The sequence below is a fragment of the Microlunatus capsulatus genome, assembly GCF_017876495.1.
GTDB lineage: Bacteria > Actinomycetota > Actinomycetes > Propionibacteriales > Propionibacteriaceae > Microlunatus > Microlunatus capsulatus.
Window position 1 is genome coordinate 2,525,351 of the sequence record NZ_JAGIOB010000001.1, and the last position, 23,672, is coordinate 2,549,022.

24 protein-coding genes are annotated in these 23,672 nt (G+C 75.4%); 13 read left to right on the forward strand and 11 right to left on the reverse strand.

Translation table 11 applies throughout. From position 1 onward, the window contains the following. Positions 1–57: 57 nt before the first annotated feature. The 3 genes from JOF54_RS11610 to JOF54_RS11620 all read right to left on the reverse strand — a co-directional run bounded on the left by JOF54_RS11610 (position 58) and on the right by JOF54_RS11620 (position 4,923). Positions 58–3,075, reverse strand: coding sequence for an alpha-mannosidase (locus JOF54_RS11610; protein WP_210055875.1), 3,018 nt, complete (start codon positions 3,073–3,075; stop codon positions 58–60). Positions 3,076–3,152: 77 nt separating this feature from the next. Further along, positions 3,153–4,376: an ROK family transcriptional regulator gene (locus JOF54_RS11615; RefSeq protein WP_210055877.1), complete on the reverse strand. Its 1,224-nt coding sequence runs from the start codon at positions 4,374–4,376 to the stop codon at positions 3,153–3,155. A 127-nt stretch (positions 4,377–4,503) separates the two neighbouring features. Further along, positions 4,504–4,923 (reverse strand): Rieske (2Fe-2S) protein, encoded by a 420-nt coding sequence (locus JOF54_RS11620; protein WP_210055887.1) that lies wholly within the window; start codon positions 4,921–4,923, stop codon positions 4,504–4,506. A 116-nt stretch (positions 4,924–5,039) separates the two neighbouring features. Here JOF54_RS11620 and JOF54_RS11625 point away from each other — a divergent pair, with 116 nt between their 5' ends. The 4 genes from JOF54_RS11625 (at position 5,040) to JOF54_RS11640 (ending at position 7,808) form a co-directional block, all read left to right on the forward strand. After that, entirely contained in the window at positions 5,040–5,846 is an 807-nt protein-coding gene (locus JOF54_RS11625) for an LLM class F420-dependent oxidoreductase (protein WP_210055889.1), read from the forward strand. Further along, on the forward strand, positions 5,843–6,766 hold the full coding sequence (gene mmuM, locus JOF54_RS11630) for a homocysteine S-methyltransferase (RefSeq protein WP_210055892.1): 924 nt from the start codon (positions 5,843–5,845) through the stop codon (positions 6,764–6,766). The genes JOF54_RS11625 and mmuM overlap by 4 nt, the downstream gene beginning before the upstream one ends. After that, positions 6,763–7,392 (forward strand): DUF1684 domain-containing protein, encoded by a 630-nt coding sequence (locus tag JOF54_RS20990; RefSeq protein ID WP_210055894.1) that lies wholly within the window; start codon positions 6,763–6,765, stop codon positions 7,390–7,392. The genes mmuM and JOF54_RS20990 overlap by 4 nt, the downstream gene beginning before the upstream one ends. Before the next feature lie 173 nt (positions 7,393–7,565). After that, positions 7,566–7,808: a hypothetical protein gene (locus JOF54_RS11640; RefSeq protein ID WP_210055896.1), complete on the forward strand. Its 243-nt coding sequence runs from the start codon at positions 7,566–7,568 to the stop codon at positions 7,806–7,808. Between the two features lie 16 nt (positions 7,809–7,824). On the opposite strand, the gene JOF54_RS11645 is transcribed toward JOF54_RS11640, so the two are convergent. The 4 genes from JOF54_RS11645 to efeU form a co-directional block, all read right to left on the reverse strand. Beyond that, positions 7,825–9,045, reverse strand: coding sequence for an RNA polymerase sigma factor (locus JOF54_RS11645; RefSeq protein WP_210055898.1), 1,221 nt, complete (start codon positions 9,043–9,045; stop codon positions 7,825–7,827). A 184-nt stretch (positions 9,046–9,229) separates the two neighbouring features. Continuing rightward, positions 9,230–10,567, reverse strand: coding sequence for an iron uptake transporter deferrochelatase/peroxidase subunit (efeB, locus tag JOF54_RS11650; RefSeq protein ID WP_210055900.1), 1,338 nt, complete (start codon positions 10,565–10,567; stop codon positions 9,230–9,232). 13 nt (positions 10,568–10,580) lie between these two features. Beyond that, positions 10,581–11,792, reverse strand: coding sequence for an iron uptake system protein EfeO (efeO, locus tag JOF54_RS11655; RefSeq protein ID WP_210055903.1), 1,212 nt, complete (start codon positions 11,790–11,792; stop codon positions 10,581–10,583). After that, on the reverse strand, positions 11,789–12,667 hold the full coding sequence (gene efeU, locus JOF54_RS11660) for an iron uptake transporter permease EfeU (protein WP_210055904.1): 879 nt from the start codon (positions 12,665–12,667) through the stop codon (positions 11,789–11,791). The genes efeO and efeU overlap by 4 nt, the downstream gene beginning before the upstream one ends. Positions 12,668–12,792: 125 nt before the next feature. Here efeU and JOF54_RS11665 point away from each other — a divergent pair, with 125 nt between their 5' ends. After that, positions 12,793–13,560 carry an SDR family oxidoreductase gene (locus tag JOF54_RS11665; protein WP_210055906.1) on the forward strand — a complete coding sequence of 256 codons (768 nt, stop codon included), beginning with the start codon at positions 12,793–12,795 and terminating at the stop codon, positions 13,558–13,560. A gap of 16 nt (positions 13,561–13,576) precedes the next feature. Here the strand turns inward: JOF54_RS11665 and JOF54_RS11670 are convergent, their stop codons facing one another. Together JOF54_RS11670 and JOF54_RS11675 are read right to left on the reverse strand one after the other, a co-directional pair. After that, positions 13,577–13,960, reverse strand: a complete 384-nt coding sequence (locus JOF54_RS11670) for a hypothetical protein (RefSeq protein ID WP_210055908.1) — start codon at positions 13,958–13,960, stop codon at positions 13,577–13,579. Between the two features lie 31 nt (positions 13,961–13,991). Further along, positions 13,992–14,693 carry an EcsC family protein gene (locus JOF54_RS11675; protein WP_372443489.1) on the reverse strand — a complete coding sequence of 234 codons (702 nt, stop codon included), beginning with the start codon at positions 14,691–14,693 and terminating at the stop codon, positions 13,992–13,994. Positions 14,694–14,874: 181 nt separating this feature from the next. On the opposite strand from JOF54_RS11675, the gene aat reads away from it, so the two are divergent. The 4 genes from aat (at position 14,875) to JOF54_RS11695 (ending at position 18,171) form a co-directional block, all read left to right on the forward strand. Then, the gene (gene aat, locus JOF54_RS20995; RefSeq protein ID WP_307804082.1) at positions 14,875–15,564 is read left to right on the forward strand and encodes a leucyl/phenylalanyl-tRNA--protein transferase; all 690 of its coding nucleotides are present in this window, start codon (positions 14,875–14,877) and stop codon (positions 15,562–15,564) included. 91 nt (positions 15,565–15,655) lie between these two features. Then, on the forward strand, positions 15,656–16,252 hold the full coding sequence (locus tag JOF54_RS11685; protein WP_210055914.1) for a M73 family metallopeptidase: 597 nt from the start codon (positions 15,656–15,658) through the stop codon (positions 16,250–16,252). Next, complete coding sequence (locus tag JOF54_RS11690) at positions 16,252–17,730, forward strand: LamG-like jellyroll fold domain-containing protein (protein ID WP_210055916.1); 1,479 nt, start codon at positions 16,252–16,254, stop codon at positions 17,728–17,730. Before JOF54_RS11685 ends, JOF54_RS11690 begins: the two co-directional genes overlap by 1 nt. Positions 17,731–17,814: 84 nt before the next feature. After that, on the forward strand, positions 17,815–18,171 hold the full coding sequence (locus tag JOF54_RS11695; RefSeq protein ID WP_210055924.1) for a VOC family protein: 357 nt from the start codon (positions 17,815–17,817) through the stop codon (positions 18,169–18,171). A 104-nt stretch (positions 18,172–18,275) separates the two neighbouring features. Here JOF54_RS11695 and JOF54_RS11700 read toward each other — a convergent pair whose 3' ends face one another. Then, positions 18,276–18,908 (reverse strand): hypothetical protein, encoded by a 633-nt coding sequence (locus JOF54_RS11700; protein WP_210055926.1) that lies wholly within the window; start codon positions 18,906–18,908, stop codon positions 18,276–18,278. 273 nt (positions 18,909–19,181) lie between these two features. Here JOF54_RS11700 and JOF54_RS11705 point away from each other — a divergent pair, with 273 nt between their 5' ends. From JOF54_RS11705 to JOF54_RS11720, 4 genes are all read left to right on the forward strand, one after another. Beyond that, entirely contained in the window at positions 19,182–20,045 is an 864-nt protein-coding gene (locus JOF54_RS11705; protein ID WP_210055928.1) for an Fpg/Nei family DNA glycosylase, read from the forward strand. Between the two features lie 62 nt (positions 20,046–20,107). Continuing rightward, on the forward strand, positions 20,108–20,416 hold the full coding sequence (locus JOF54_RS11710; protein WP_210055930.1) for a rhodanese-like domain-containing protein: 309 nt from the start codon (positions 20,108–20,110) through the stop codon (positions 20,414–20,416). A 118-nt stretch (positions 20,417–20,534) separates the two neighbouring features. Beyond that, positions 20,535–21,470 carry a manganese catalase family protein gene (locus JOF54_RS11715; protein ID WP_210055932.1) on the forward strand — a complete coding sequence of 312 codons (936 nt, stop codon included), beginning with the start codon at positions 20,535–20,537 and terminating at the stop codon, positions 21,468–21,470. 149 nt (positions 21,471–21,619) lie between these two features. Continuing rightward, on the forward strand, positions 21,620–22,411 hold the full coding sequence (locus tag JOF54_RS11720) for a glycerophosphodiester phosphodiesterase (RefSeq protein ID WP_210055933.1): 792 nt from the start codon (positions 21,620–21,622) through the stop codon (positions 22,409–22,411). A gap of 18 nt (positions 22,412–22,429) precedes the next feature. Here the strand turns inward: JOF54_RS11720 and JOF54_RS11725 are convergent, their stop codons facing one another. After that, positions 22,430–23,632 carry an arginine deiminase gene (locus tag JOF54_RS11725; RefSeq protein WP_210055935.1) on the reverse strand — a complete coding sequence of 401 codons (1,203 nt, stop codon included), beginning with the start codon at positions 23,630–23,632 and terminating at the stop codon, positions 22,430–22,432. Positions 23,633–23,672 lie beyond the last annotated feature (40 nt).

Below are 23,672 nucleotides of genomic sequence, written 5' to 3' on the forward strand. Positions count from 1 at the left end.
GAGTTCGACCGGGAACACCCGGTCGAACTCCTCACACGGTCCGCGCGGGACCAGGGATCAGCGGCGGAACCGCAGGGTGACCAGCTGGAAGGGCCGCAGCTCGAGGTCGACGGACGCGCCGTCGGCGCTCACCCCGTCCTCGAGTGGGCGCTCCAGCAGGTCGGTCGCGACGACCGCGGTGGCGCCGGCGTCGGCCGTCACCGTCGCCCGCGCCCGACCGCCCAGCGACTCGTAGAGCCGGACGACGAGGTCGCCGCTGCCGTCCTCGGCCAGCTTCACCGCCTCGACCACGACGGCCGGGTCGCTGACCGTGACCAGCGGGGCGACGGCGTGCGCGCCGCGGACCACCCGGGGCGCCAGGTTGGTCCGGTAGCCCTCCTCGACGGCGTCGGCGATCGCGGCGCCCGGCCGGATCGTCGTCGTCAGGACGTGCCGGCCCTGGTCGGCCTCGGGGTCGGGGTACAGCGGCGCCCGGAGCAGGGACTGCCGCACCGTCGTCGTCGTGCCGCCGTCCTCGCGGGTCCGCCGGCCGACGTCGTGGCCGTAGGTCGCGTCGTTGGTGACCGCGACGCCGTAGCCCGGCTCGCCGACGTGCAGGAAGCGGTGCGCGCAGATCTCGAACCGGGCGAACTCCCAGGAGGTGTTGACGTGGGTGGGCCGGAAGATGTGCCCGAACTGCGTCTCCGACGCCGAGCGGTCGGCGTGCACGTCGAAGGCGGAGCCGAGCTTGAGCAGCTTCTGCCGCTCGTGCCAGTCGACGGTGCTGGTCACCGCGACCGAGGGCGCGCCGGCGGCCAGGGTGATCCGCTGCTCGACGTGCGAGGCCCCGAACGAGCGGGTGACGACGACGGTCGCCGCCTCCGGGGTGCTCTCCACCCGCAGCTCGTCGACCTGGTCGATCTCGCGGACGGTGCGCCGGTAGTGCTCGTCGACGTCCCAGGCGTCCCACTGGTTGGGGATGTCGCGGTGCAGCTGCAGCCGCAGGCCCTTCTCCCCGGGCGCGATGGCCTCCCGGCCGCTGGCCGCGTCGACCAGCGAGGCGAGCTGGCCGGCCCCGTCGACGACCAGGCTGACGACGCCGTTGTCGAGCCGGTGCGCCGGCCGCCCCTCGGCGTCGGTCACCTCCTCGACCCGGACCGTCCCGGCGTCGGCGGCGACCTCGTCGGCCCCCAGGGCGGGGACGCCCGACCGGGCGTGCGGCGCGGCGTTGAGCAGCAGCGGCCGCTCGCCCTCCCCGACCAGCGCCGCCACGGCGTCGGCGACGACCTGCTCGGCCCGGCCGGCGATCGCGGCGTAGTTGCGCTCCGCGTCCTGGTGCACCCAGGCGATCGAGCTGCCCGGCAGGATGTCGTGGAACTGCTGCAGCAGGACGAGCTCCCACAGCGCCTTCAGCTCGGCGGCCGGGTACTCCCGGCCGGTCCGGACCGTCGCCGTCGAGGCCCAGAGCTCGGCCTCGCGCAGCAGGTGCTCGCTGCGCCGGTTGCCCTGCTTGGTGCGCGCCTGGCTGGTGTAGGTGCCGCGGTGCAGCTCGAGGTACATCTCCCCGCTCCACACCGGCGCGCCCGGGTACTCGGCCTCGGCGTCGGCGAAGAAGCCGGCCGGGGAGTCCAGCCGCAGCGTCGGCGAGCCCTCCAGCGACTCGAGCCGGTGCGCGGCGGCCAGCATGTCGCGGTTGGGGCCGCCACCGCCGTCGCCGTAGCCGAAGAGCATCAGCGAGGTGGTGCCCCGGCCCTTCTCGCGGTACTGCCGCTCGGCGCGGGCCATGTCGGCGCCGGACAGCGTCGAGTTGTAGGTGTCCGAGGGCGGGAAGTGCGTGAACACCCGGCTGCCGTCGATGCCCTCCCACCAGAAGGTGTGGTGGGGCATGGTGTTGACCTGGTTCCAGGAGATCTTCTGGGTGAGGAACCAGCGAGAGCCGGACGCCTTGACGATCTGCGGCAGCGCGCCGGAGTAGCCGAAGCTGTCGGGCAGCCAGACCTCCTCGGTCTCGACGCCGAAGTTCTCCAGGAAGAAGCCCTTGCCCGCGACGAACTGCCGCGCCATCGCCTCGCTGCCCGGCATGTTGGTGTCGGACTCCACCCACATGCCGCCGACGGGCACGAACTGGCCCCGCCGGACGGCCGCGGTGATCCGGGTGAACAGCTCGGGGTAGTGCTCCTTCATCCACGCGTACTGCTGGGCCGAGGAGCAGGCGAACCGGAAGTCCGGGTCGGCCTCGGCCAGCTCGAGGACGTTGGAGAAGGTCCGGGCGCACTTGCGGATGGTCTCGCGCACCGGCCACAGCCAGGCGCTGTCGATGTGGGCGTGCCCGACGGCGGCGACCCGGTGGGCGCTCGCCGCAGCCGGGCGGCTCAGCACGTCGGCCAGCTCGGCGCGGGCGTCCGGCGCGGTGCCGGCCAGGTCGTCGGGGTCGGCGACGTCGACAGCCCGCTGCAGGGCCATGAGGATCTCGGCGCGCCGCGGCGAGGTGGTCGGCAGCTCGGCCATCAGCCCGCCGAGGGTGAAGAGGTCGGCCTGCAGCTCCCAGACGGCGACGTCGCGGAGCACCAGCTCCAGCTGGTTCAGCCGGTAGATCGGCTCGGTGCCGGCCGTCGCCGGGTCGCCGTTCGGCGTGGCGCGGAACCCGGTGTTGGCCACGTCGGGGTTCGCGGCGCACTCCAGGTAGAAGTCCACCGGCTCGCCCGGGACGACCGGGAGGTGGTGGTTGTAGGGGGAGACGGCCTTGATCGTCCGGCCCTGCGGCGTCCAGGCCAGCCCCTCGGACTGGAAGCCGGCGCCGTGGCCGAAGCCGAGGTCGACCGAGATCTCGGTGACCGTGCCGGGCTCGTCGGCCCAGCCGGCCGGGATCTCGCCGGTGACGTGGATCCACAGGGTGCTCCAGGGCCGGCCCCAGGCGGCCCCGATCTCGATCGGGGCGTACTCCTGCTGCACGGCCTCGGCGAAGGGCACCGGCTCCCCCGGGACGGGCCAGGCCGTCAGGGTGAGCGGCGCGCGGTCGCGGTGCACGGCGGCGGCGAGGTGGTCGGTGGTGAAACGGCTGAGGCGGCCCTCGAGGAGGCTGCGGTCGTCGTGCACGTGGGTTCTCCGTCAGGTTGGCGTCGTCGACCCGCCCACACTAACTCAAGCGATTGGACTTAAGCCGGGGCCGACGCTCAGTCCATCACCAGCGCGGCGGGGCGCGGGGAGAGGAAGTGGTCGAGCACCAGGGCGGCGGCCCCCTGCGCCGCCACGTGCTCGCCCACGGCGGACCCCTCGACCACCAGCGGGGTCGACGCGGCCACCAGCTGCGGCTGCACCAGCCCGGGCAGCACCTCGAGCAGCCGGCGGCTCATTCGCGGCCAGGCGGGCCCGCCCAGCACCACGCGGTCGACGTCGAGGAAGTTCACCATCACCGCCAGGCCGGTGGCCAGGCCGCGGGCGGCGACGTCCAGGAGCTCGGTGCACCCGGCGTCGCCGGCGTCGGCCCGCGCGCAGATCTCGGTGAACACCTCGTCGACGCCGCCGAAGTCGTCGGCGGCCACCGTCGAGGTGACCAGGCCGCGCCGCTGCGCCCGGACGACGAGGGCCTGCGGCAGGCAGGTGGCGGCCAGCGAGCCGCGCCGGGCCAGCCCGATGTCCTCGCCGTCGAGGTCGACGAGGAGGTTGCCGATCTCCCCGATGTTGTTGGTGACGCCGCGCAGCACCGCGTCCTCGATGACCACCCCCGCGCCCAGGCCCGAGCCGAGGTAGCAGAAGACGAAGGAGTGCCGGGCGCCGTCCTGCGCCCACATCTCGCCGGTGGCGGCGGCGGTGACGTCCTTGTCGACCAGCACGTGCAGGCCGGTCGCCTCGCGCAGGTCGGCCCGCAGCCGGACCTGCTCCCAGCCGGCCAGCTGGGGCGGGTTCAGCAGCGTGCCCTCGACGACGTCCAGCGGCCCGGGGGCGGCCACGCCGAGGCCGAGCACCGTCGCCGGGTCGACGTCGGAGGCGGCGAGCACGCGCTGGACCTCGTCCGCGACGACGGCGACGACGTCCTCGGGCCGCTGCGCCTGCGGCGTCCGCCGGCGGGCGTAGCGGCGCACCTCGCCGGCCACGTCGATGAGGACGACGGTCAGGGTGGCCGGGTCGACGTGCACGCCGAGCGCGTGCCGGGCCTCGGGGCGGACCCGGACCAGCGTCCGGGGCTTTCCGCGGACCGCGCTCTGGACGCGGCCGCCCTCCACCACCAGCCCCTCGTCCAGCAGCCGGCGGACGATGTTGCTGACGGTCTGCGCCGTCAGGCCCGTCTCGCTGACCAGCTCGACCCGGCTGATGCCCGCCGGGGCGCGGCGGATGGCGTCGAACAGGACGGTCTGGTTGAAGCCGCCGAGCCGGGTGAGGTTGGAGCCCCGGGCCATCGCGTCCTCCTCACCCCGTCGGCCCCGCCGGGCGGCCGGGGTGGCGACCAGTCAACCCCATCACCGCCGGTCCTGCCCCGGCTCGCGCTCCCGGGGCGCCGCGGTCGCGCTGCGCGCCGGGTGGTGCTCAGCCCGCGACGGAGACCGTGCTCCCGCTGACCGTCACCGTCTTGGCCGCCAGCGGCTCGGTCGCCGGGCCGTTGAGCGGCGAGCCGTCGGCCAGGCTGAACCTGCTGCCGTGGCAGAGGCAGTGGATGGAGTCCGTCACCTCGGTGACGGGGCACCGGGCGTGGGTGCAGATCGAGGAGAACGCCTTGAACTCCCCGGCCGCGGGCTGGGTGATGACGGTCTCCGAGCCGGGGAAGATCGTGCCGCCGCCGACGGGGATGTCCCCGGTCGCGGCGGTCTGCGGCCCCGGGGCGCCCTCGGGGGCCGGGGCGTCCATCCCGCAGGCGGTGAGGCCGCCGACGGCGGCGACGCCCAGCCCGGTGGCGAGCAGCAGGGACCGTCGGCTGACGGGCGTGGGGAGGGCGGGGCTGGTGGTCATCGGGTCTCCGTGGGGGTGCGCGGTGGGACCCCAGTGTGCCCGGGCCGTCCGAGCGCCCGGCCGGCTCGGCGGCGCTGCGGTCTAGGCTCCGGGCAACCGAGTCGTGGAGGACCCCGATGACCGAGCCCGTCCCGTCCTACGCCCACCGCCCGCTGCGGGTCGGCGTCCAGCTCCAGCCCCAGCACGCCGACTACGCCGACCTGCGGCGCGCCGTCGACGCCGCCGAGCAGGCGGGCGTCGACGTCGTCTTCACCTGGGACCACTTCTTCCCGCTCAGCGGCGACGCGGACGGCCGCAACTTCGAGTGCTACGCCCTGCTGGCGGCCTGGGCCGAGCAGACCGAGCGGGTCGAGCTGGGCGCCCTCGTCACCTGCAACTCCTACCGCAACCCCGACCTGCTGGCCGACGTCGTGCGGACCGTCGACCACATCAGCGGCGGCCGCGTCATCCTCGGCATCGGCGCGGGCTGGTTCGAGCGCGACTACACCGCCTACGGCTACGAGTTCGGCACCGCCGGCACCCGGATCGCCGCGCTGGGGGAGGCGCTGCCGCGGATCAAGGACCGCTTCGCCGCGCTCAACCCGCCGCCCGTCCGGCCGGTCCCGGTCCTGGTCGGCGGCGGCGGGGAGCGCAAGACCCTCCGGCTGGTGGCCGAGCACGCCGACATCTGGCACGGCTTCGGCGACGTCGAGGAGCTCCGGCACAAGAACGCCGTCCTCGACCGCTGGTGCGCCGAGGTGGGCCGCGACCCGGCCGAGATCGAGCGCTCGACGGCCACCGAGGAGGGTCCCGACGCCGTCGGCGACGCCCTCACGGGCCTGGGCGAGCGGCTGATCACCCTGAGCACCGACGGCGACGCCGGCTTCGACCTCGCGCTGACCCGGGACTGGGTGGCCTACCGGGACGCCTTCAACGCCCGATGAGCGCCCCCGACCTGGCCGCCGCGCTGGCCGCGGGCGTCGTCGTCCTCGACGGCGGCCTGGCCACCCAGCTGGAGGCGCAGGGGCACGACCTCTCCTCCGACCTGTGGTCGGCCCGGCTGCTCGCCGAGGAGCCCGACGCCGTCGTCGCCGCGCACGCCGCGTTCTTCGCCGCCGGCGCCGCGGTGGCGACGACCGCGTCCTACCAGGCCTCCTTCGACGGGCTGGCCGCGGCCGGCGTCGACCGGGCGGGGGCGACCGCGCTGCTCCGGCTCAGCGTCACCCTGGCGCAGCGCGCCCGCGACGCCGCCGACGACGGGACGCCGCGCTTCGTCGCCGCCTCCGTCGGCCCCTACGGCGCCGCGCTGGCCGACGGCTCGGAGTACCGCGGTGACTACGGCCTCGACGTCGACGCCCTGCGCCGCTGGCACCGGCCGCGGCTGGAGGTGCTGGCCGGCACCGACGCCGACGTCCTCGCCTGCGAGACCGTGCCGTGCCTGGCCGAGGCGGAGGCCCTGGTCGCCGAGATGGACGCCCTCGGCCGGCCGGGCTGGCTGTCCCTGACCTGCGACGGCACCCGGACCCGGGCCGGCGAGCCGGTGGAGGAGGCGTTCGCGCTGGCCCGTGGGGTCGACGCCGTGGTCGCCGTCGGCGTCAACTGCACCGACCCGGGCGACGCCGACGCCCTCGTCGCCCTGGCCGCCCGGGCGAGCGGCAAGCCCGTCGTCGTCTACCCCAACAGCGGCGAGGGCTGGGACGCCGAGCGCCGCCGCTGGGCGGGGGAGGGCACCTTCGCCCCCGGGGCCGTGCGCGGCTGGCTGCGCGACGGCGCCCGGCTGGTCGGCGGCTGCTGCCGCGTCACCCCGGACGACATCGCGGCGGTGCGCGGGCTGGTCGCCGGCGAGGCGGGAGCGCTCCGGTGAGCACCGAGCTGGAGCTGACGAGCTGGCGGCGGGCCGTCGCCGAGCTGTACGCGGGCGTGCGCGCGGCCGACGACCCCGCGGCCGGCCACGCGCTGTGGCGCGCGGGCCGCGACGCGCTCTTCCGGGAGCACCCGCAGAGCCCACTGGCCCCCGACGACCCGCTGCGCACGACCGGGCTGCCGTGCGCCCCCTACGACCCGGCGCTCCGCTCCGTCCTGGAGCTGCTGCCCGCCCGGGACGCCGACGCCCGCCTGGAGCTCGACGGCGGCGACGACGCGGGCACGGTGCTGCGGCCCGTGGGCCGGGTGGAGCTGCCCGACCCCGTGGGCGGCAGCCTCGACGTCTGGTGGCTGCAGCAGTACGGCGGCGGGCTGTTCCTGCCGCTGCGGGACGGCTCCTCGGGCCGGGCGGTGGACGGGTTCTCCAGCTACGGCGGCGGCCGCTACCTGCTGGACACCGCCAAGGGCGCCGACCTCGGCGGCGACGACGGCCACCTGGTCGTCGACCTCAACTTCGCCTACCACCCGTCGTGCCGCTACGACAGCCGGTGGCTCTGCCCGCTGGCCCCGGCGGGCAACACGGTCAGCGCGGTCGTCCGCGCGGGGGAGCAGATGCCGCTCGGCTGACCGGGGGGCGACCGGGTCCCGGGCGCACGCCGGGACCGGGTCCCGGGGGGCACCGGGGCGCGTTCCGGGCGACACCGGCGGACGAGGGCACCGGCCCGAGGGCCGAGCCGGTCCACAGCGGCCGCAGACCGCGGACCGATGTCCCGCACACCCGGCCGCGCCAGGCTGGGCGCATGGACATCACGCAGCTGGTCATCACGCTCGGTTCGGTCGTCGGCGTCGCCCTGGTGGGGGCGATGGCCGTGGTCCCCTCGGTGATGGACGCGCGCGCCGGCACCGCCGACGCCCCGGTCGCTCCCACCCCGCTGGCCCCGCGGCCGCGCCGGAGCGGCCACCCGCACGCCGCGCGCCGGCCCGCGCACCGGGGCCACGGCCCCCGCGGCCACGGCCGGCCCCCGGTCGACCTCGCCGCCTGAGCTCCTCCGATCGGTCTCAGATCACCGGCAGCCGCAGCCGCGGGTCCTGCACCAGGTCGATGAGGTCGGCCCGGGTGACGTCGAGGACCTCCCCCTTGGTGGTGTTCCGGGCCACGACGGTGACCACCTGGTCGCCGTCGGGCCGGTGCTGGACCTCGATGCCGCGGGCGACCTGCGTGGTCGTGCTGAGGGTGAACCGGTTGCCGTTCATGAAGCGCTGCCCCTCGCACCGGGTCGCGGTGACCTCGCCGCAGCGGACCGCCGTGTCGTACCCGCTGGCCACCTGCACGTAGACCTCGGTCGCCCCGCCGCGCAGCCGGAAGACCTCCAGCCCCAGGGCGCCGTCGCCGCCGGACCAGAACTCCCGGCTCTCGTAGCGGGGGTCGTAGGAGAAGCTGTAGCCGGTGAAGTAGGTCCCCTCTGGGTCGAGGTGGGAGACCACGACCTCGCTCATCGTCGTCCGCCACCGGCGCATGACCGTGGCCTGGCAGGACGGGTTGGCGATGTCGCAGGCCGCGGTGACCGGCTCCGGCCCGCTCGGCGTCGGGCTGGGAGCGGGGACCGGCGCCCCGGGCGTGCTCGCCGCCTGCGGGACCTCGCCGGTCCGGTCCAGCACGGTCGCCGTGCCCAGCACCAGCGCCAGGGCGGCCGCGACCAGGGCCGCCGCCCCCCGCACCCGCCGTCGCCGGACCAGCGCCCGGCCGTGGGCGAGGTCCGCCGCCGGGGAGCCGCTCGCCACCGCCGGGGCCGCGGCCGTCGCCAGCTCCTCGGCCAGCCGGCCCGGCGCGCCCCGCTCCGGTCGGCGGGCGATCAGCGTCGCGCGGGCCTCCGCGACCCAGTCCCGCGCGGTCGTCTCGTCCGTGCGCAGCGCGGCCGCGACCTGCGCCGCGTCGAGCCCGCCGTGCTCGGCCAGCACCACCGCGGCCCGGGGTCCGGCCGGCAGGTCGCGCAGGTCGGCGACGACGGCGGCCACCGGCGCGGCGCCCCCGCCGTCGCGCAGCTCGACGCGGGAGCCCGGCCTCCAGGGCGGCTCGAAGTCGGCCGGCCGGGGCCGGGCGACGGTGGCCAGCGCGCGGACCAGCGGGTCCGGCCCGGACGGCTCGGCCGCGGCACGGGCCAGCGCGGTCTGGGCCAGCCGGTCGGCCCGCTCGACGTCGCCGACCAGGAGCAGCGCGCAGCCGGCGACCAGCACGCGGGCGCGCGCGCCCGCGGCGAGGACCTCGGCGTCGGGCGCCATCTGCACCACCTCTCGAGGCCGAGGATAGTGCGGCGTCCGGCCCCGGGGAGTTCGGAGCGGGACCGCCTGAGGACGGGCCCCGGGCGGTCGCGCGAGGATGGTCCCATGACGTCGGGACGCCCCGCCGTGACCGTCCGCTCTCGCTCCGAGGGCGGCCCGGCGCTGGTCGCCCGGGCCGCCGCGCTCAGCCCGTGAAGAGCGACTGGCCGACGTAGCCGCCGGGCTGCACGCCCGGCGGGACCGCCCAGAGACCGGAGCCGGTGTGCTGCAGGTACTCGCTCATGCCGTCGCCGCGGGCGATCTTCATCTGCACGGGGATGTAGTGCGTGCGCGGGTCGCGGACGTAGGCGATGAAGAACAGGCCGGCGTCCATCCGGCCCAGCCCGTTGCTGCCGTCGACGAAGTTGTAGCCGCGGCGGAGCATCTGGACGCCCCGGTTCTGGTCGGGGTGCACCAGCCGGACGTGCGCGTCGGTGGCCACCAGCGGCTCGTCGCCGCGGCCCTTCAGGGTGAAGTCGGGCTGGCTGAACTCCTCGCCGCCGGACAGCGGCGCCCCGGTCGCCTTGGTGCGGCCGATCACCCGCTCCTGCTCGCGCAGCGGCTGGCGGTCCCACGTCTCGATCGTCATGTTGATCCGCCGGGCCACGAGGTAGGAGCCGCCGGCCAGCCACTGGTCGGCCGCGCCCTCGGGCCGGACCCAGACGTGGTCGTCCAGCAGCCCCGGTTCCTCGGCCTTGAGGTTCATGGTGCCGTCCTTGAACCCGAAGAGGTTCCGCGGCGTGGCCTGGGCCGTCGAGGTCGACGACGTCCGGCCGAACCCCAGCTGCGACCAGCGCAGCGACGCGCGGCCCATGGCGATCCGGGCCAGGTTGCGGACGGCGTGCACGGCCACCTGCGGGTCGTCGGCGCAGGCCTGGACGCACAGGTCGCCGTCGGAGCGCTCGGCGTCGAGGTTGTCGCCGGGGAAGTGCGGCAGCCGCCGCAGGCCCGCCGGCTGCCGCGCGGCCAGGCCGAAGCGGTCCTTCCCGGCCAGCCGGAACAGCGACGGCCCGAAGCCGAAGGTGATCGTCAGCCCCGAGGGCGGCAGCCCGAGGGCCTCCCCGGTGTCGTCCGGCGGGGCGTCGTAGGGCCCCGACGTCGCCCCGAACGGGCCGGCGTCCCTGCCCTGGGTCATCCGGGCCGCGGCCGCGGTCCAGTCCTGCAGCAGCGAGACGAGGTCCTCGCGCTCGGCCGAGACCATGTCGAAGGCGGCGAAGTGCAGCCGGTCCTGCGCCGGGGTGACGATGCCGGCCTGGTGCGCGCCGTGGAACGGGTACCCGCCGGCGACCGGGGCCGGCTCGGCCACCGCCGACCCGGGGCCGCCGAGCTGCCGGCCGCCGACGAGCCCCGCGCCCACGCCGACGACGCCGGCCGCCCCCGCACCCAGCAGCCCGCGACGGGAGACGCCGGGGCGCGCGGGCGCGCCGTCCCCGCCCGGGACGGACGGGCCGACCTCGGGGCCGGGCACGGGCTGGGTGCTCATCGGAGGGTGCTCATCAGACGACGGCCGCGGTGAGCTTCGACAGCGGCTCGGACAGGGCGTTGACGGCGTCGGAGAGGCCCTTGACCTCGGCGGCGCTCAGCTCGTCGTAGCTGACGAACCCGTCGCCCTCCTTGTGCGCGTCGAGCAGCGTCTGCAGGGCGGTGAACCGCTCGTCGATCTGGGTGTCCAGCTCGGGGTCCTTGCGCTGCAGCAGCGGCCGCAGCCCCTCGAAGCCCACCCGGGCGCCGTCGACGTTGGCCTGGAAGTCCCACAGGTCGGTGCGCGACCAGTACTCCTCCTCGCCGGTGACCTTGCCGGTGGCGACCTCGTCGAGCAGGCCCCGGGTGCCGTTGGCGATCTGGTCGGCGGTGAAGGTCAGCTCGCGGACCTGGGTGTTCAGGCTCGCGGTGTTCTTGACGAGGTCGTCGGCGTAGGTCGTGCGCTCGGCGGTGCTCAGCGGCTCGTAGCCCTTCGCCCGGGCCGGCCACAGGTCCTTCTCCATCCGGTGCCAGCCGGTCCACTTCTGGCCGGGCTCGAGGTCGGCCTCGCGGAGGTCCATCTTCGGGTCGAGGTCGCCGAAGGACTCGGCCACCGTCTCGATCCGCTCCCAGTGCACGCGGGTCCGCGGGTAGAGCTCGCGGGCCTTCGCGTCGTCCCCGGCCACGTAGGCGGCGGCGAAGGCGTCCGTCCCGGCGACCAGCTGCTCGGTCTGGTCCTTCACGTAGGCGGCGTAGCCGGTGTTCGCCTGGTCGACGAGCGCCTTGTCGTCCCCGGTGGGCGCGAGGTCCTCCCCGGAGTCGGAGACGGCGAAGGGGGCGCGGATGCCGTCGCCCACCATGCCCGGCTTGCAGGCGGTGAAGTAGGAGCCGGCGGGCGCGGCCAGCACCAGGTCGCGGGACAGGCCCGGCCCGATGTTCTCGACCTCGCCCACGATGCGCAGGCCGTCGGAGGCCAGCAGGTAGAACTCGGTGACCTGCGCGCCGGCGTTGGTCACCGAGAAGGTCAGGTTGCCCGAGGGGGCGGTGTCGGCCGAGACCTGGCAGCCGGCGTCGGTGGCCTGGACGGTGAGCGCGCGGCCGTCGCCGTCGACGGTGTCGCCCGCCGCGCCGGCGGAGGCGTTGTCGGTGCAGCCGGCGAGCAGCGGGACGAGCAGCAGGGCCGAGGCCGAGGCGAGAGCGAGACCGGGGCGGGCGCCCCGGCGGCTCGTCGTGGGGTGACCGGTCACGGTCGGGTCCTTCCGGTGGTGGCGGGGACGGGCGCGGCCACCGGGGCGGCGGGCGCGGCGGTCCGGGCGGAGATCCGGCGCAGGAAGAGCGCCATCGTCGGGACGACGTAGAGCACCCAGGCGACCGCCTCCAGGACGGTCGTCGCGGGGGAGAAGTTGAAGACGCCCTTGAGCAGCGTTCCGTACCAGGAGGTGGGCGGGATGACGTGCGAGACGTCGAACGCCAGCGTGCCCAGGCCAGGCAGGAAGCGGGCCTCCTGCAGGTCGTGCACGCCGTAGGCGAGCACCCCGCCGGCGACGACGATGAGGAACGCCCCGGTCCAGGTGAAGAAGCGGGTGAGGTTGATCCGGACGGCGCCCCGGTACAGCAGGTAGCCGAGGACGACGGCGACGGCGATGCCGATCGCGGCCCCCACCAGCGGGGTGGCCGTGCCGGCGGTGTCGCGGGCGGCGGCCTGGGTCGCGGCCCAGAGGAAGAGCGCCGTCTCCAGGCCCTCGCGGCCGACGGCCAGCAGGGCCACGACGGTGAGCGACCAGCGGCCCGCCTCGGCGGCCCGGTCGATCTGCCCGCGCAGCTGGCCGGACAGCCCGCGCGCGGCGGTGGCCATCCAGAAGATCATCCAGGTGACGAAGCCGACGGCGACGATCGAGAGCCCGCCGCCGATCAGCTCCTGGGCCTCGAACGTCAGGCCCTTGGGGCCGAAGGTGAGGACCGCGCCGAAGGCCAGCGAGACGGCGACGGCGATGCCGACGCCCGCCCACACCCGCGGCAGCAGCGCGCGGCGCCCGGTCTTCACCAGGTAGGCGACGAGGATGCTGACGACGAGGGCTGCCTCGAGCCCCTCGCGGAGGCCGATCAGGAAGTTGGCGAGCATGTCCGTCCTCCCGGCGCTCCGTGGCCCGCAGTAGGTGAGCCTCGCCTAAGTTAAGCGACCCTGAGAAGAGCTGCAAGTGATGTGACCCACCCGACACCGGCGGCGGCCCTGGGTAGGGTCGCCCGGTGCCCGTCCCGCCGCCCCTCCGCCAGCGCATCCTCATCACCGGCGCCTCCGCCGGCCTCGGCCGCGAGATGGCCCGGGCCTGGGCCGCCCGGGGTCGCGACCTCGCCCTCTGCGCCCGCCGTCCGGACGCGCTCGAGCGGCTCCGCGACGAGCTGCTCGCCGCGACGCCGTCGGCCGTCGTCAGCCTGCACGTGGTGGACGTCGCCGACCACGAGGCCGTCGACGCCGCCGTGGACGACGCCGCCGCCGCCCTGGGCGGGCTGGACCGGGTCGTCGTCAACGCTGGGGTGGCCGGCGGGGACTCTCTGGGGCTCGACGGGGCCGAGGCCAACCGGACCACCGCGCGGACGAACTTCCTCGGTGCGGTGCACCAGGCCGAGTCCGCGCTGCGGGTCTTCCGGCCCGCCGGCGCCGGGCACCTCGTCTTCATCTCCTCGATGTCCGCCCTACGGGGGATGGGCGGGGCGATGAACGTGTACAGCGCGACGAAGGCGGGTGTCTCGGCGCTGGCCGAGGGCCTGCGCTCGGACCTGGTCGGCACCGGGATCGCCGTGACCGCCGTCCACCCCGGCTACGTCCGGACCGAGATGGCCTCGCACTTCCCGCGGATGCTGATGGCCAGCGACCCGGACCGGGCGACCCGGGCGATCGTCGCGGCGGTCGAGCGGGAGCCGGCGCGGGCCTACGTGCCGGCGCTGCCCTGGGCGGCGCTCGCCTGGCCGATGCGGCTGATGCCGCTGGGGCTGTACCGCCGCGTCGCCGGCTGAGGTCTCGCCGGAGGGGTCAGCGGTCGGCCGCGGGCGGCGCAGGGCGCCGGTAGGAGCCCACCACCCCGCCGACGACGACGACCAGCCCGGCCGCGAACAGCGTGGTGAAGGCGCGGTTGCCGCGGTCGCCGGTCACGAAGTCGAGCACGCACAGCGCCATCCCGACGACGCCGAGGCCGAGCAGCAGCGCGACCTCGCCGCGGAGCAGCCGGCCCCCGCGGGCGCGGGCCCGGACGGCCGCCCACTGGCTGAGTGCGGCCGCGGTCAGCACCGCAGCGCTGGAGGCGACGACCCAGCTGCCGGAGGAGAGGGCCTGCACCACCCCGACGACGGTGACCACGGCCAGCAGGGCCGCGACGACGAGGGCGACGACCCCGATGACCTGCTGCTGGCGCTCCACGGGCCCATCGTCCCAGAGGCGCCGGGGCGGCTCAGCCGCCGAGCGCGCGCCGGCGGACGAGCTCGGACTTGGCGTACTTGCCGATCTGGTGGGTGGCGACGCCGTCGACGACGGCCCCGATCCCGCCGCCGACCAGCGGGACCCGCTTGGTCAGCACGAGGGCGAGGTTCTTGCCGCCCACCCGGCCGGCGAGGTCGGTGACGACGGCGTCGGCGACGCGGGCGTCCAGCTCGGGGTCGAAGACGGGGGCGGTGGCGATGGCCATCGGCGAGGTGGGCAGCTTGCCCTCCTTGATGAGCTTGACCACCTCCTCACCCCCCAGCAGGCACATCACCAGGGCGGTGCGGACGCGGTTGTCGTCGAGGTCGTAGCCGCGCAGGTGCGCGATGGCGGCGACCATCCGGACCTGGACGACGGCGACGCCGGTCAGGTTGGCCGGCACGGCGACGGGCAGCGTGGCGACGCCGCCGAGGTTGGTGACGAACCCCTGGGCCGAGGCGAGCCGGACGTGGAAGTCGATGAGGGCCTCGACGGCCCGGTCGACGTCGCCCTCGTGGCGCTGCAGGTGGCGGGCGGCGCTGGCCTTGGCGCCGGGCACCTTGCCGTACCCGTCGATGGCCACCTCGAGCACCCGGCGGAGCACCCCGCCGGCGGCGTGCGGCTGGGCGACCATCGTCGCGACCGGGCCGATCCCGCGGGCGATCATCTTCCCCACGTCCTGGGCTGAGGGCATCGGGTCTCCTCCTCGTCGCTGCGCTGTGCGGCGCACCCGGTCCGGGCGCTCGGGCCGGGCCCTGCCGGCGTCGCCGCCGGGCCGTGCCGCACCACGAGCCAGGGTACGTGCCGGGTGGGCGAGGCGGACCGGAGCCGACCCCGGTCCCACCCGGGTCCGACCCGGAGCGCATGATCACCTCGTGGCCGAGTCACCGTTCGGACCCCCGGAGCTGTGGCGGCACGACGACCTGGTCGCCGTCAGCCGGGAGTTCGACACGGACCTCGTGCTGCAGGCCTACCGCTGCGGGCTGTTCCCGATGCCCGCCCGCGGCGGCCTGATGGGCTGGTGGTCCCCGCTCGACCGCGCCGTGCTGCCGCTCGACGGGCTGCGCGTCACCCGCTCGCTGCGCAAGATGGCGCACCGCTACGAGGTCCGCGTCGACACCGACTTCGAGGGCGTGCTCGCCGGCTGCGGCGACCCCCGCCGACCGGACGGCTGGATCGATGGCTCCGTCCGCCGGGTCTACCGCGCGCTGCACGACGCCGGCACCGTGCACTCGGTGGAGGCCTGGACCGCCGACGGCGAACTGGCCGGCGGGCTCTACGGCGTCAGCGTCGGCGGGCTGTTCGCCGGGGAGTCGATGTTCCACCGCCCCGACATCGGCCGCGACGCCTCGAAGGTCGCCCTCGTCGCCCTCGTCGACCTGCTGCGCGAGGCCGGCGGGGACGCGCGGCTGCTGGACGTCCAGTGGGCCACCCCGCACCTGCAGAGCCTGGGCGTCGTCGAGGTGCCGCGGCCGCACTACCTGCGGCTGCTGGCGGCGGCGCTGCCGCTCGACCCGCCGGACTGGACCCCGGGCCCCAGGCCCGCGCGCGCTCCGGAGGCCTGACCGCCGTACCCGAAGACCCGCCCCGGAGCCGTTATCCTCGGGGTCTGGTCGCGGGGGCGACGTCCGTCCGTCCGGTCCCGCAGGAGTCCCGTTGCCCCCCTCCGCCCGCGCCGTCGCCCGCTCGGGCTGGCTGGCCTGGCCGGTGGCCGTGCTGGCCACCCTCGGCCTGGTCGGCCAGGCCTCCTACTCGGCCTTCAGCGCGAAGGTGTCCAACGCCGGCAACAGCCTCGCCGTCGGCACCGTGGTGCTGGGCGACGACGACGCCGGCTCGGCCCTGCTCTCGCTGACCAACCTCAAGCCCGGCTCGTCCGGGTCGCGCTGCGTGGCCGTCACGTCGTCGGGCACGCTCGCGTCCGCGGTCCGGCTCTACGCCGCCGACGCCACGACCACGCGCGGCCTCGCCTCCTCCGTCACGCTGACGATCACCCAGGGGACCGGTGCGTCCTTCGGCGGCTGCGCGGGCTTCACGCCGCTGGCCAGCGGCTCGTCGGTCTACACCGGGACGCTCGCCGCCTTCACCGGCGCCGCGACCGGCTACGCCTCCGGCGTCGGGACGTGGACGCCGTCGGGCACCGCGGCGGAGACGCGGACCTTCCAGGTCAGCTACCTCGTCTCGACGACGACCCCGGACTCCGCGCAGGGCGGCACCGCGGCCTTCGCCCTGACCTGGGAGGCGCAGAACACCTGATGGGCCCGGTGCCGACGACGCCGGAGCCGGAGGTCCGGCCCTGGACCTGGGGGTGGTTGGTGGCCTGCCTGGTGGCCCGCGGCGTGCTGGCCACGGCCGTCTGCCTCGGGCTGTGGGGCGCGCTGCCCGCCGTGCTGGGCTGGTCGCCGACCACCGTGAGCAGCGGCTCGATGCTGCCGCGGCTGCACGTCGGCGACGTCGCCGTCTCCCGGCCGCTGCACGGCGCGGCACCCACCCTGGGCAGCGTCCTGCTGTTCGACGACCCCGACCACCCCGACCGCCTGCGGCTGCACCGCTTCGTCCGGGTGGACGACGAGGGCCGGCTGGTCACCCGCGGCGACGCGAACCCCGGCGACGACTCCTCTCCAGTCACGCTGGCCGCGGTCCGCGGGGTCGGCACCCTGCGGGTCCCGTGGGTCGGGCTGCCGGTGGTCTGGTTCCGCGAGCGGGCCTGGCTCCCGCTGGGGCTGGCCGCGCTGGCCCTGGCCGGGCTGACCGCCGTCGCCGCGCAGGGCCGCCGGTTCGGCGCCGCCCCGCCCGGGCCGCCCGACGACGACCCCTCCGACGACCGGCCCGGCACGCCCAACGGCGTCGACCCGGCCGACCCGGACCCACGTCCAGCCGCCGCCCGGCCGCCCGGCCCCGGCGGCGCCGTCCTGCGCCCCGCGGGGGCCCTCGCCGTCGCCGGGCTGCTCCTCGGGCTCGCCGCCGTGCCCGCGGGGGCGGTGTTCACCGGCACCACCGCCAACGCCGGCAACCGGCTGGCCGCCTCGACCTACTTCCGCTGCGCGAGCGCGGTGACGGCCACCTCGCCCTCGCTGTGGTTCCGGATGGACGAGACCTCCTCGACGACGACCGTCGCGCTGGACAGCTCGGCCGCCGCCCGCAACGGCGTCTACGGCGCGGCCGGGAAGACCAGCACCACCGACCGCGCCTGCCCCCGCGACACCGGCCGGGCGATGGTGTTCGACGGCAGCAGCGGCTACCTCTCCTCGGCGGCCCTCAGCGGTGCCGCCCCCAACACCTTCACCGTGGGGATCTGGTTCCGCACGACCACCGCCCGGGGCGGCAAGCTCATCGGCCTCGGGAACGCCCAGACCGGCGCCTCGGGCATCTACGACCGCCACCTCTACCTCACCGACGCCGGTCGCGTCGTGTTCGGCGTCTACAACGGCGCCGTCCGCACGGTCACCTCGCCGGCGGCCTACCGCGACGGCGGGTGGCACCAGGCCGTGGCGACGCTGTCGTCGGCCGGGATGCGCCTCTACCTCGACGGCGAGCTGGTCGCCTCCGACACCGCCACCACGACGGCCGAGGCGGTCAGCGGCGGCTACCTGCGGATCGGCTTCGACAACCTGGACGGCTGGCCGAGCACGCCCACCAGCCGCTACTTCGCCGGCACCCTCGACGAGGCCACCTTCTCCACGACCGCGCTGACCGCGGCCCAGGTCGCGGCGCAGCACGAGGCCGGCACCTGACGCGCTGACGCCGGCGTCGCCGTGCGAGACGGCCGGCAGCGGGTAGGGGCCCGGGGACAGCACACCGAGAGAAGGAGCAACGTCATGGCCACCTCCGTCGCCACCGTCTGGGTCCCCGTCGACGACATGGACCGCGCGGTCCGGTTCTACGCCGACACCCTCGCCCTCGATGTCAAGGACCAGGGGGAGGACTGGTCGGAGATCGACGCCGGCAATCTCACCATCGGGCTGAACGCCCGGGAGGGGACGTCCGCCCACGCGGACGGCGGCGCCGTCATCACCTTCACCCCCGACGGCAGCATCGACGACGAGGTCGAGCGGCTCACCCGTGCCGGGGTCGCCTTCGCCGGCGGGATCAGCGACCACCCGTGGGGCCGGATCGCCCCGTTCAAGGACAGCGAGGGCAACGACCTGCAGCTGTACGGCCCGCCGCAGGGCTGAGCCCCGCCGGACGACCGACGAGCCGGGCCGCCAGCACCGCGGTGCTGGTGGCCCGGCTCGTCCCCGGTCTCCCCCGACGGGGCCGGGTGGTCAGGACGGGTGGGTCAGCTGTTCTGCGCCTCGAAGGTGAGGCCGACGGACGCGGTGCCGCCCTGGGTGCTGTCCGGCGCCTCGGTGCGGACGGCGTAGCTGATCTGGTAGGTCCGGGTCTCGTCGGCGGTGCCGGTGGGGGCCCAGGTGCCGAGGCCGCTGTGGAAGCCGGTGGCGGTGGAGGCGAAGCCCGCGACGGTGCCGGAGTAGAGCTCGGAGCCCGAGGCCAGCGGGGTGAAGCCGGCGCAGGAGCCGAACGAGCCGCCGGTGCCCTGGACGACCTTGAGGTTGAGGTTCGCGGCCAGGTCCTTGGTGGAGGTCGGGTTCGTGGCGTACAGCTTCACGTTCGAGGCCAGCGACCCCTTGGAGGTGACGGCGATGCACTTCTCGCCGGTCGACCCGGGCTTGAGGTTGGCGGCGGTGAAGGCGGCGGTGCTGTTGTCGTCGTCGGTGAGGGCGACGGTGCCGGTGGCCCAGTTGTTGGTGGGGTTGACGGTGGTCGCGGAGTAGGCGGAGTAGGAGGCCTGGGAGACGACGAGGCCGGAGACGGCGATGGCGGCCGGGACGGCGAGCAGGGTGGCGACCTTGGCGAGGCGGCGGGAGGGGCGGCCGGTGGCGGTGGCGGTGCGGGTGGTGGTGGTGGTCATGGTGGCTCCTGGCGGTGAGGGCTGGTCGGGGGAGTGGAGCGGCCCCCGGCGGCTCCCCGGCCCGGTCACCCGGGCTGGTGAGAAGAACTCTGGCCGCCCGACCTCGGGGCTCCCTCAGCTCCGACGGCCCCCTCCGCTCAGCACTTCCCCAGGACGCCCTCGACCTCGCGGCGACCTCAGGACCGGCTCAGGGGCACCTCCGGTCCGGGGCCTCGGACCCGTCCCTCGCGCGGACCCCCTGACGGGCGCGGACCGCGGTGCCATGATGTGGGCGTGCCCGAGATGCCCGAGGTCGAGTCGCTCGCGGTCTTCCTGCGCCAGCGGTGCGTGGGCCGCGTCATCGTCCGGGTCGAGCTGACCGCCTTCAGCGCGCTCAAGACCTACGACCCGCCGCTCTCGGCGCTCAACGGGCTGGAGATCGACGGCGTCGAGCGGCACGGCAAGTACCTCGACCTCTCCGCGCAGGGCCTCCACCTGGTGTTCCACCTGGCCCGCGCCGGGTGGCTGCGCTGGAAGGACCAGCTCCCCGAGACCCCGGCCAAGCCGGGCAAGGGCCCGCTCGCCCTCCGCGTGCGGCTGGACGACGGCTCCGGCTTCGACCTCACCGAGGCCGGCACCCAGCGCAAGCTCGCCGTGCACGTGGTCGCCGACCCGCAGGACATCGCCATGGTGGCCACGCTGGGGCCCGACCCGCTGGGCCCGGAGTTCGACGAGGACGCGCTGCGGGCGGTGCTGGCCGGGGCCGGGCGCGCGCAGCTCAAGGGCGTGCTCAAGGACCAGCGGACGATCGCCGGCATCGGCAACGCCTACTCCGACGAGATCCTCCACGCGGCCCGGCTGAGCCCCTTCAAGCCGGCGAGCTCGCTGACGCCGGAGGAGCTGAGCACGCTCTACCGGGCGCTGAAGGACGAGCTGGGCGGGGCGATCGCCCGCGCCGAGGGCCTGGCCGCCAAGGACCTGAAGGGCGAGAAGAAGTCGGGCCTGCGGGTGCACGGCCGCGCGGGGCAGCCCTGCGACGTCTGCGGCGACACCATCGCCGAGGTCTCCTTCGCCGACTCCTCGCTGCAGTACTGCCCCACCTGCCAGACCGGCGGCAAGAAGCTGGCCGACCGGCGGCTCTCCCGGCTGCTGAAGTAGGCCGTCCGCCCACGTCACGGCGCTCGTCGGACGCCCCCCGGTGCGGTGGCTATCGTGGTCCGGTGACCTCTGAGGTACCGACCATCCACGCGGCCGACGTCGACGGCCTGCTCGCGCAGGGCTGGCGCCTCCTCGACGTGCGCACCGACGAGGAGTGGGCCAGCGGGCGCATCCCCGGCTCCCTGCACGTGCCGATGGACCAGGTGGTCGAGCGGCTGGCGGAGGTCGGCGACAAGACGCTCGTCGTCTGCGCCGTCGGCGGCCGCTCCGCGCGGGTCACCCAGTACCTGCGGGCCCAGGGCCGCGAGGCGCTCAACGTCGAGGGCGGCGTGCACGGCTGGGCCGCCGGCGGCGGACCCATCGAGGCCTGACCGGCCCCCCGCCGGGGATGCCCGCACTGCTGGTGCTTGACTGCGGGGACACGCGGTCAAGAGGCTGAGCCGCTCCACGCGGTGCCCCCACGGGGGCACCCGGTCGTAGGAGCGAGCCATGTACCTCCACACCCAGCGCCTCATCCACGAGATCGCCACCGACGAGCCCGACCCCGCTGCCGCCAACGCGCTGCAGGAGGGCCTCGGCGGCCAGTTCGGCGAGATGCGCACGATGATGCAGTACCTCTTCCAGTCGATGAACTTCCGCGGCGACCCCGCGGCGCAGCCCTACAAGGACCTGCTGCAGGGCGTCGGCACCGAGGAGATCAGCCACGTCGAGCTCATCGGCACCACCATCGCCCGGCTGCTCGACGGCGCCCCGGGCTACCACGGCAAGAAGAGCGACCCCGTCGACGCCCCGGGCGCGAAGGGCGCGACGCCGCTGAGCATCGCCAAGGACACCGGCAACATCCACCACTTCCTGGTGGGCGCCCAGGGCGCGATGCCGGTCGACGCCGTGGGCAACCCGTGGAGCGGGTCCTACGTCTACAACTCGGGCAACCTGGTCCTCGACCTGCTCTACAACCTCATGCTCGAGTCGACGGGCCGGCTGCAGAAGTGCCGGATCTACCAGATGACCGACAACAAGGCGGCGCGCTCGACGATCGCCTACCTGATCGTCCGCGACCAGGCGCACGAGAACGCGTTCGCCAAGGCGCTGGAGAGCCTGGGCGTGAACTGGGGCAAGGTGCTGCCGATCCCGAAGACCAACGCCGAGGCCTTCCCGGAGGTCAAGAAGCTGGTCGACCAGGGGCTGCAGAGCGTGCAGTTCACCTTCGACGCCGACAACGCGAGCCAGGCGGCCAAGCTGTACCGCGGGGCGTCGCCGTCGGGTGACGGGACCGAGCTGAGCACCGCGCAGATGCCGCAGGACGGCCCGCCCATCACGATCGCGCCCGAGCGCCGCGAGGAGTTCTCGCCCGGCCTCGACGCCGAGCTGCTGAGCCTCATCCAGGCCACGGCCGAGATCGAGATCGCGCACGAGTCGGCCTAGGGCCGCAGGGGCCCGGCCGTTCCCGGCCGGGCCCCGCCCTACCCCTGCCGGGGGCCGCTGACACCGACCGCCCTGTGGCGTGCATCACAGTTGTCCGCGCACGGCGTTGAAACGTCACGTGCACGACGAGCGGGTGCAACGCTGGAGGCGTGTCAGCGATCTTCGCGCACCGGGGGTGGTCCGCGCGGCACCCGGAGATGACGCGGGCCGCCTACCGGGCGGCCATCGAGTGGGCGGCGTCGACGGGCGAGGAGCTCGGGCTGGAGTGCGACGTCCAGTTCAGCGCCGACGACCAGCTCGTCTGCCTCCACGACCAGAACCTCCAGCGGACGGCCGGGCTGCCCGACCGGCCCGTCGACCTCACCGTGGCCCAGCTCAAGCGGCTGGACTTCGGCTCGTGGGTCCGGGTGAGCCCGGAGCCCGAGGAGCGCGAGCTGGTCACCCTGGCCGAGCTGCTGGGGATGACGGCGCAGGCCCGCGCCGACGGCGTCGACGTGACGCTGGCCATCGAGACCAAGCACCCCAACCCGCGCGCGCTCGACGTCGAGGACCGGCTGGCCGCCATGCTGCGGGCCCTGGGCTGGCACCACGCCGGCTCCCCGGTGCGGCTCATCACCTTCGACCTGGACGGCGTCGAGCGGCTGGGCCGGCTGCTGCCGCACGTGCCCCGCACGCTGCTGCTGCGCCGCGACCTCACCCCCTGGTGGGACGCCGAGCTGCCGGCCGGTGTCCGCGCCGTCGGGGTGGACCTCACCCTGCTGCGCCGCGACCCGGGCTTCGTCGAGCACATGCTGCACCGCGGCTGCGAGGTGCACGCCTACACCGTCAACCACCCCGACGACGTCCGCTTCCTCCGCGACCTCGGCGTCACCGGGTTCACCACCGACTGCCCCCCGGAGGTCTGCGAGGTGCTGGCCGAGCAGCGGCTGGCGGTGGCCTGAGGCCCGCCCGCCGGGGCGTCAGTCCCGGCTGATCGGGCAGGACATGCAGCGCGGGCCGCCCCGGCCCGAGCCCAGCTCGGAGCCCGCGATGGCCAGCACCTCGATGCCGGCCGCGGCCAGCCGGCTGTTCGTCTCCTCGTTGCGCTCGTAGGCCACGGCCACCTTCGGCTCCAGGGCGAGGGTGTTGTTGCCGTCGTCCCACTGCTCGCGCTCGGCCGTGACCGGGTCCAGGCCGGTGTCGATGAGCCGCAGCTGGTCGATGCCCATCGCCCGCGCCGCCGCCTCGAGGAACGGCACCGGCCCGTCGACCTCGAGCTCGCCGTCGTGCCCGGCCCGGACGGCCAGCGCCGCGAGCCGGTGGGCGACGTTCGGGTACATCACCACCGCGTCGGTGTCGACCATGGTGCAGATGGTGTCCAGGTGCATCGTCGCCCGGTCCTGGTCGATCGGCACGGCCAGCACGGTGTGCGCCAGGCCCTCGGCGAACACCGTCCGGGCCAGCCGCTCGGCACCGGCCGGCGTCGTCCGCTCCCCGACGCCGACGGCCAGCACGCCGTCGGCCAGGGCCAGCACGTCCCCGCCCTCCAGGTGCTCCTTCTCCCAGCCGTGGATCCGCTCGACGCCGGCGAAGCGCGGGTGGAAGGTGTAGATCAGCTCGGTCAGCTGGGTCTCCCGGCGGCGGGCGTGCATGGCCAGCGAGGTGATCGTCACCCGGTCCTGGACCCAGACGCTGGAGTCGCGGGTGAACAGCAGGTTGGGCAGCGGGTTGACCAGGAACTCCTGGTCGGGCAGCAGGGCGGTGACGAGGCTGCCGGAGCCGTGCACCTCGTCGTTGCGCAGCCCCGCCATCAGCACCCCGGCCAGCTCGGCGGCGTCGAGGTCACCGGCCATCCCGCGCAGGTAGGCCCGCAGCCGGTCACCCAGGCCGAGGTCGGCCAGGGTCAGGGTGATCGCCCGCTCACGGGCGTCCGCGCCGCCGAGGGTCTCGGTCAGCAGCTCGCTGAGGTACAGCACCTCGACGCCCCGGCTGCGCAGCACCGCCGCGAAGGCGTCGTGCTCGGCCTGGGCCCGGTCCACCCAGGGCAGGCCGTCGAACAGCAGGGCGTCGTTGTTGCGCGGGGTCAGCCGCTTCAGCTCGGGGCCCGGGCGGTGCAGCATCACCGTGCGGAGCCGGCCGACCTCGGAGCGCACGCCGGGACGTGCGACAGCTGTCTCGCTCATGCCGGGACCCTATCGGCCCCGCCGCGAGGCCCCCCGGGCG

Bases quoted from the DNA above. Each gene is read 5' to 3' on its own strand.
- JOF54_RS11615 (WP_210055877.1), bottom strand. From the start codon at position 4,376: ATGGCCCGGGGCTCCAACCTCACCCGGCTCGGCGGCTTCAACCAGACC.
- JOF54_RS11620 (WP_210055887.1), bottom strand. From the start codon at position 4,923: ATGACCACCAGCCCCGCCCTCCCCACGCCCGTCAGCCGACGGTCCCTG.
- JOF54_RS11625 (WP_210055889.1), top strand. From the start codon at position 5,040: ATGACCGAGCCCGTCCCGTCCTACGCCCACCGCCCGCTGCGGGTCGGC.
- mmuM (WP_210055892.1), top strand. From the start codon at position 5,843: ATGAGCGCCCCCGACCTGGCCGCCGCGCTGGCCGCGGGCGTCGTCGTC.
- JOF54_RS11640 (WP_210055896.1), top strand. From the start codon at position 7,566: ATGGACATCACGCAGCTGGTCATCACGCTCGGTTCGGTCGTCGGCGTC.
- JOF54_RS11645 (WP_210055898.1), bottom strand. From the start codon at position 9,045: ATGGCGCCCGACGCCGAGGTCCTCGCCGCGGGCGCGCGCGCCCGCGTG.
- efeB (WP_210055900.1), bottom strand. From the start codon at position 10,567: ATGAGCACCCAGCCCGTGCCCGGCCCCGAGGTCGGCCCGTCCGTCCCG.
- efeU (WP_210055904.1), bottom strand. From the start codon at position 12,667: ATGCTCGCCAACTTCCTGATCGGCCTCCGCGAGGGGCTCGAGGCAGCC.
- JOF54_RS11675 (WP_372443489.1), bottom strand. From the start codon at position 14,693: ATGCCCTCAGCCCAGGACGTGGGGAAGATGATCGCCCGCGGGATCGGC.
- JOF54_RS11690 (WP_210055916.1), top strand. From the start codon at position 16,252: ATGGGCCCGGTGCCGACGACGCCGGAGCCGGAGGTCCGGCCCTGGACC.
- JOF54_RS11695 (WP_210055924.1), top strand. From the start codon at position 17,815: ATGGCCACCTCCGTCGCCACCGTCTGGGTCCCCGTCGACGACATGGAC.
- JOF54_RS11700 (WP_210055926.1), bottom strand. From the start codon at position 18,908: ATGACCACCACCACCACCCGCACCGCCACCGCCACCGGCCGCCCCTCC.
- JOF54_RS11715 (WP_210055932.1), top strand. From the start codon at position 20,535: ATGTACCTCCACACCCAGCGCCTCATCCACGAGATCGCCACCGACGAG.
- JOF54_RS11725 (WP_210055935.1), bottom strand. From the start codon at position 23,632: ATGAGCGAGACAGCTGTCGCACGTCCCGGCGTGCGCTCCGAGGTCGGC.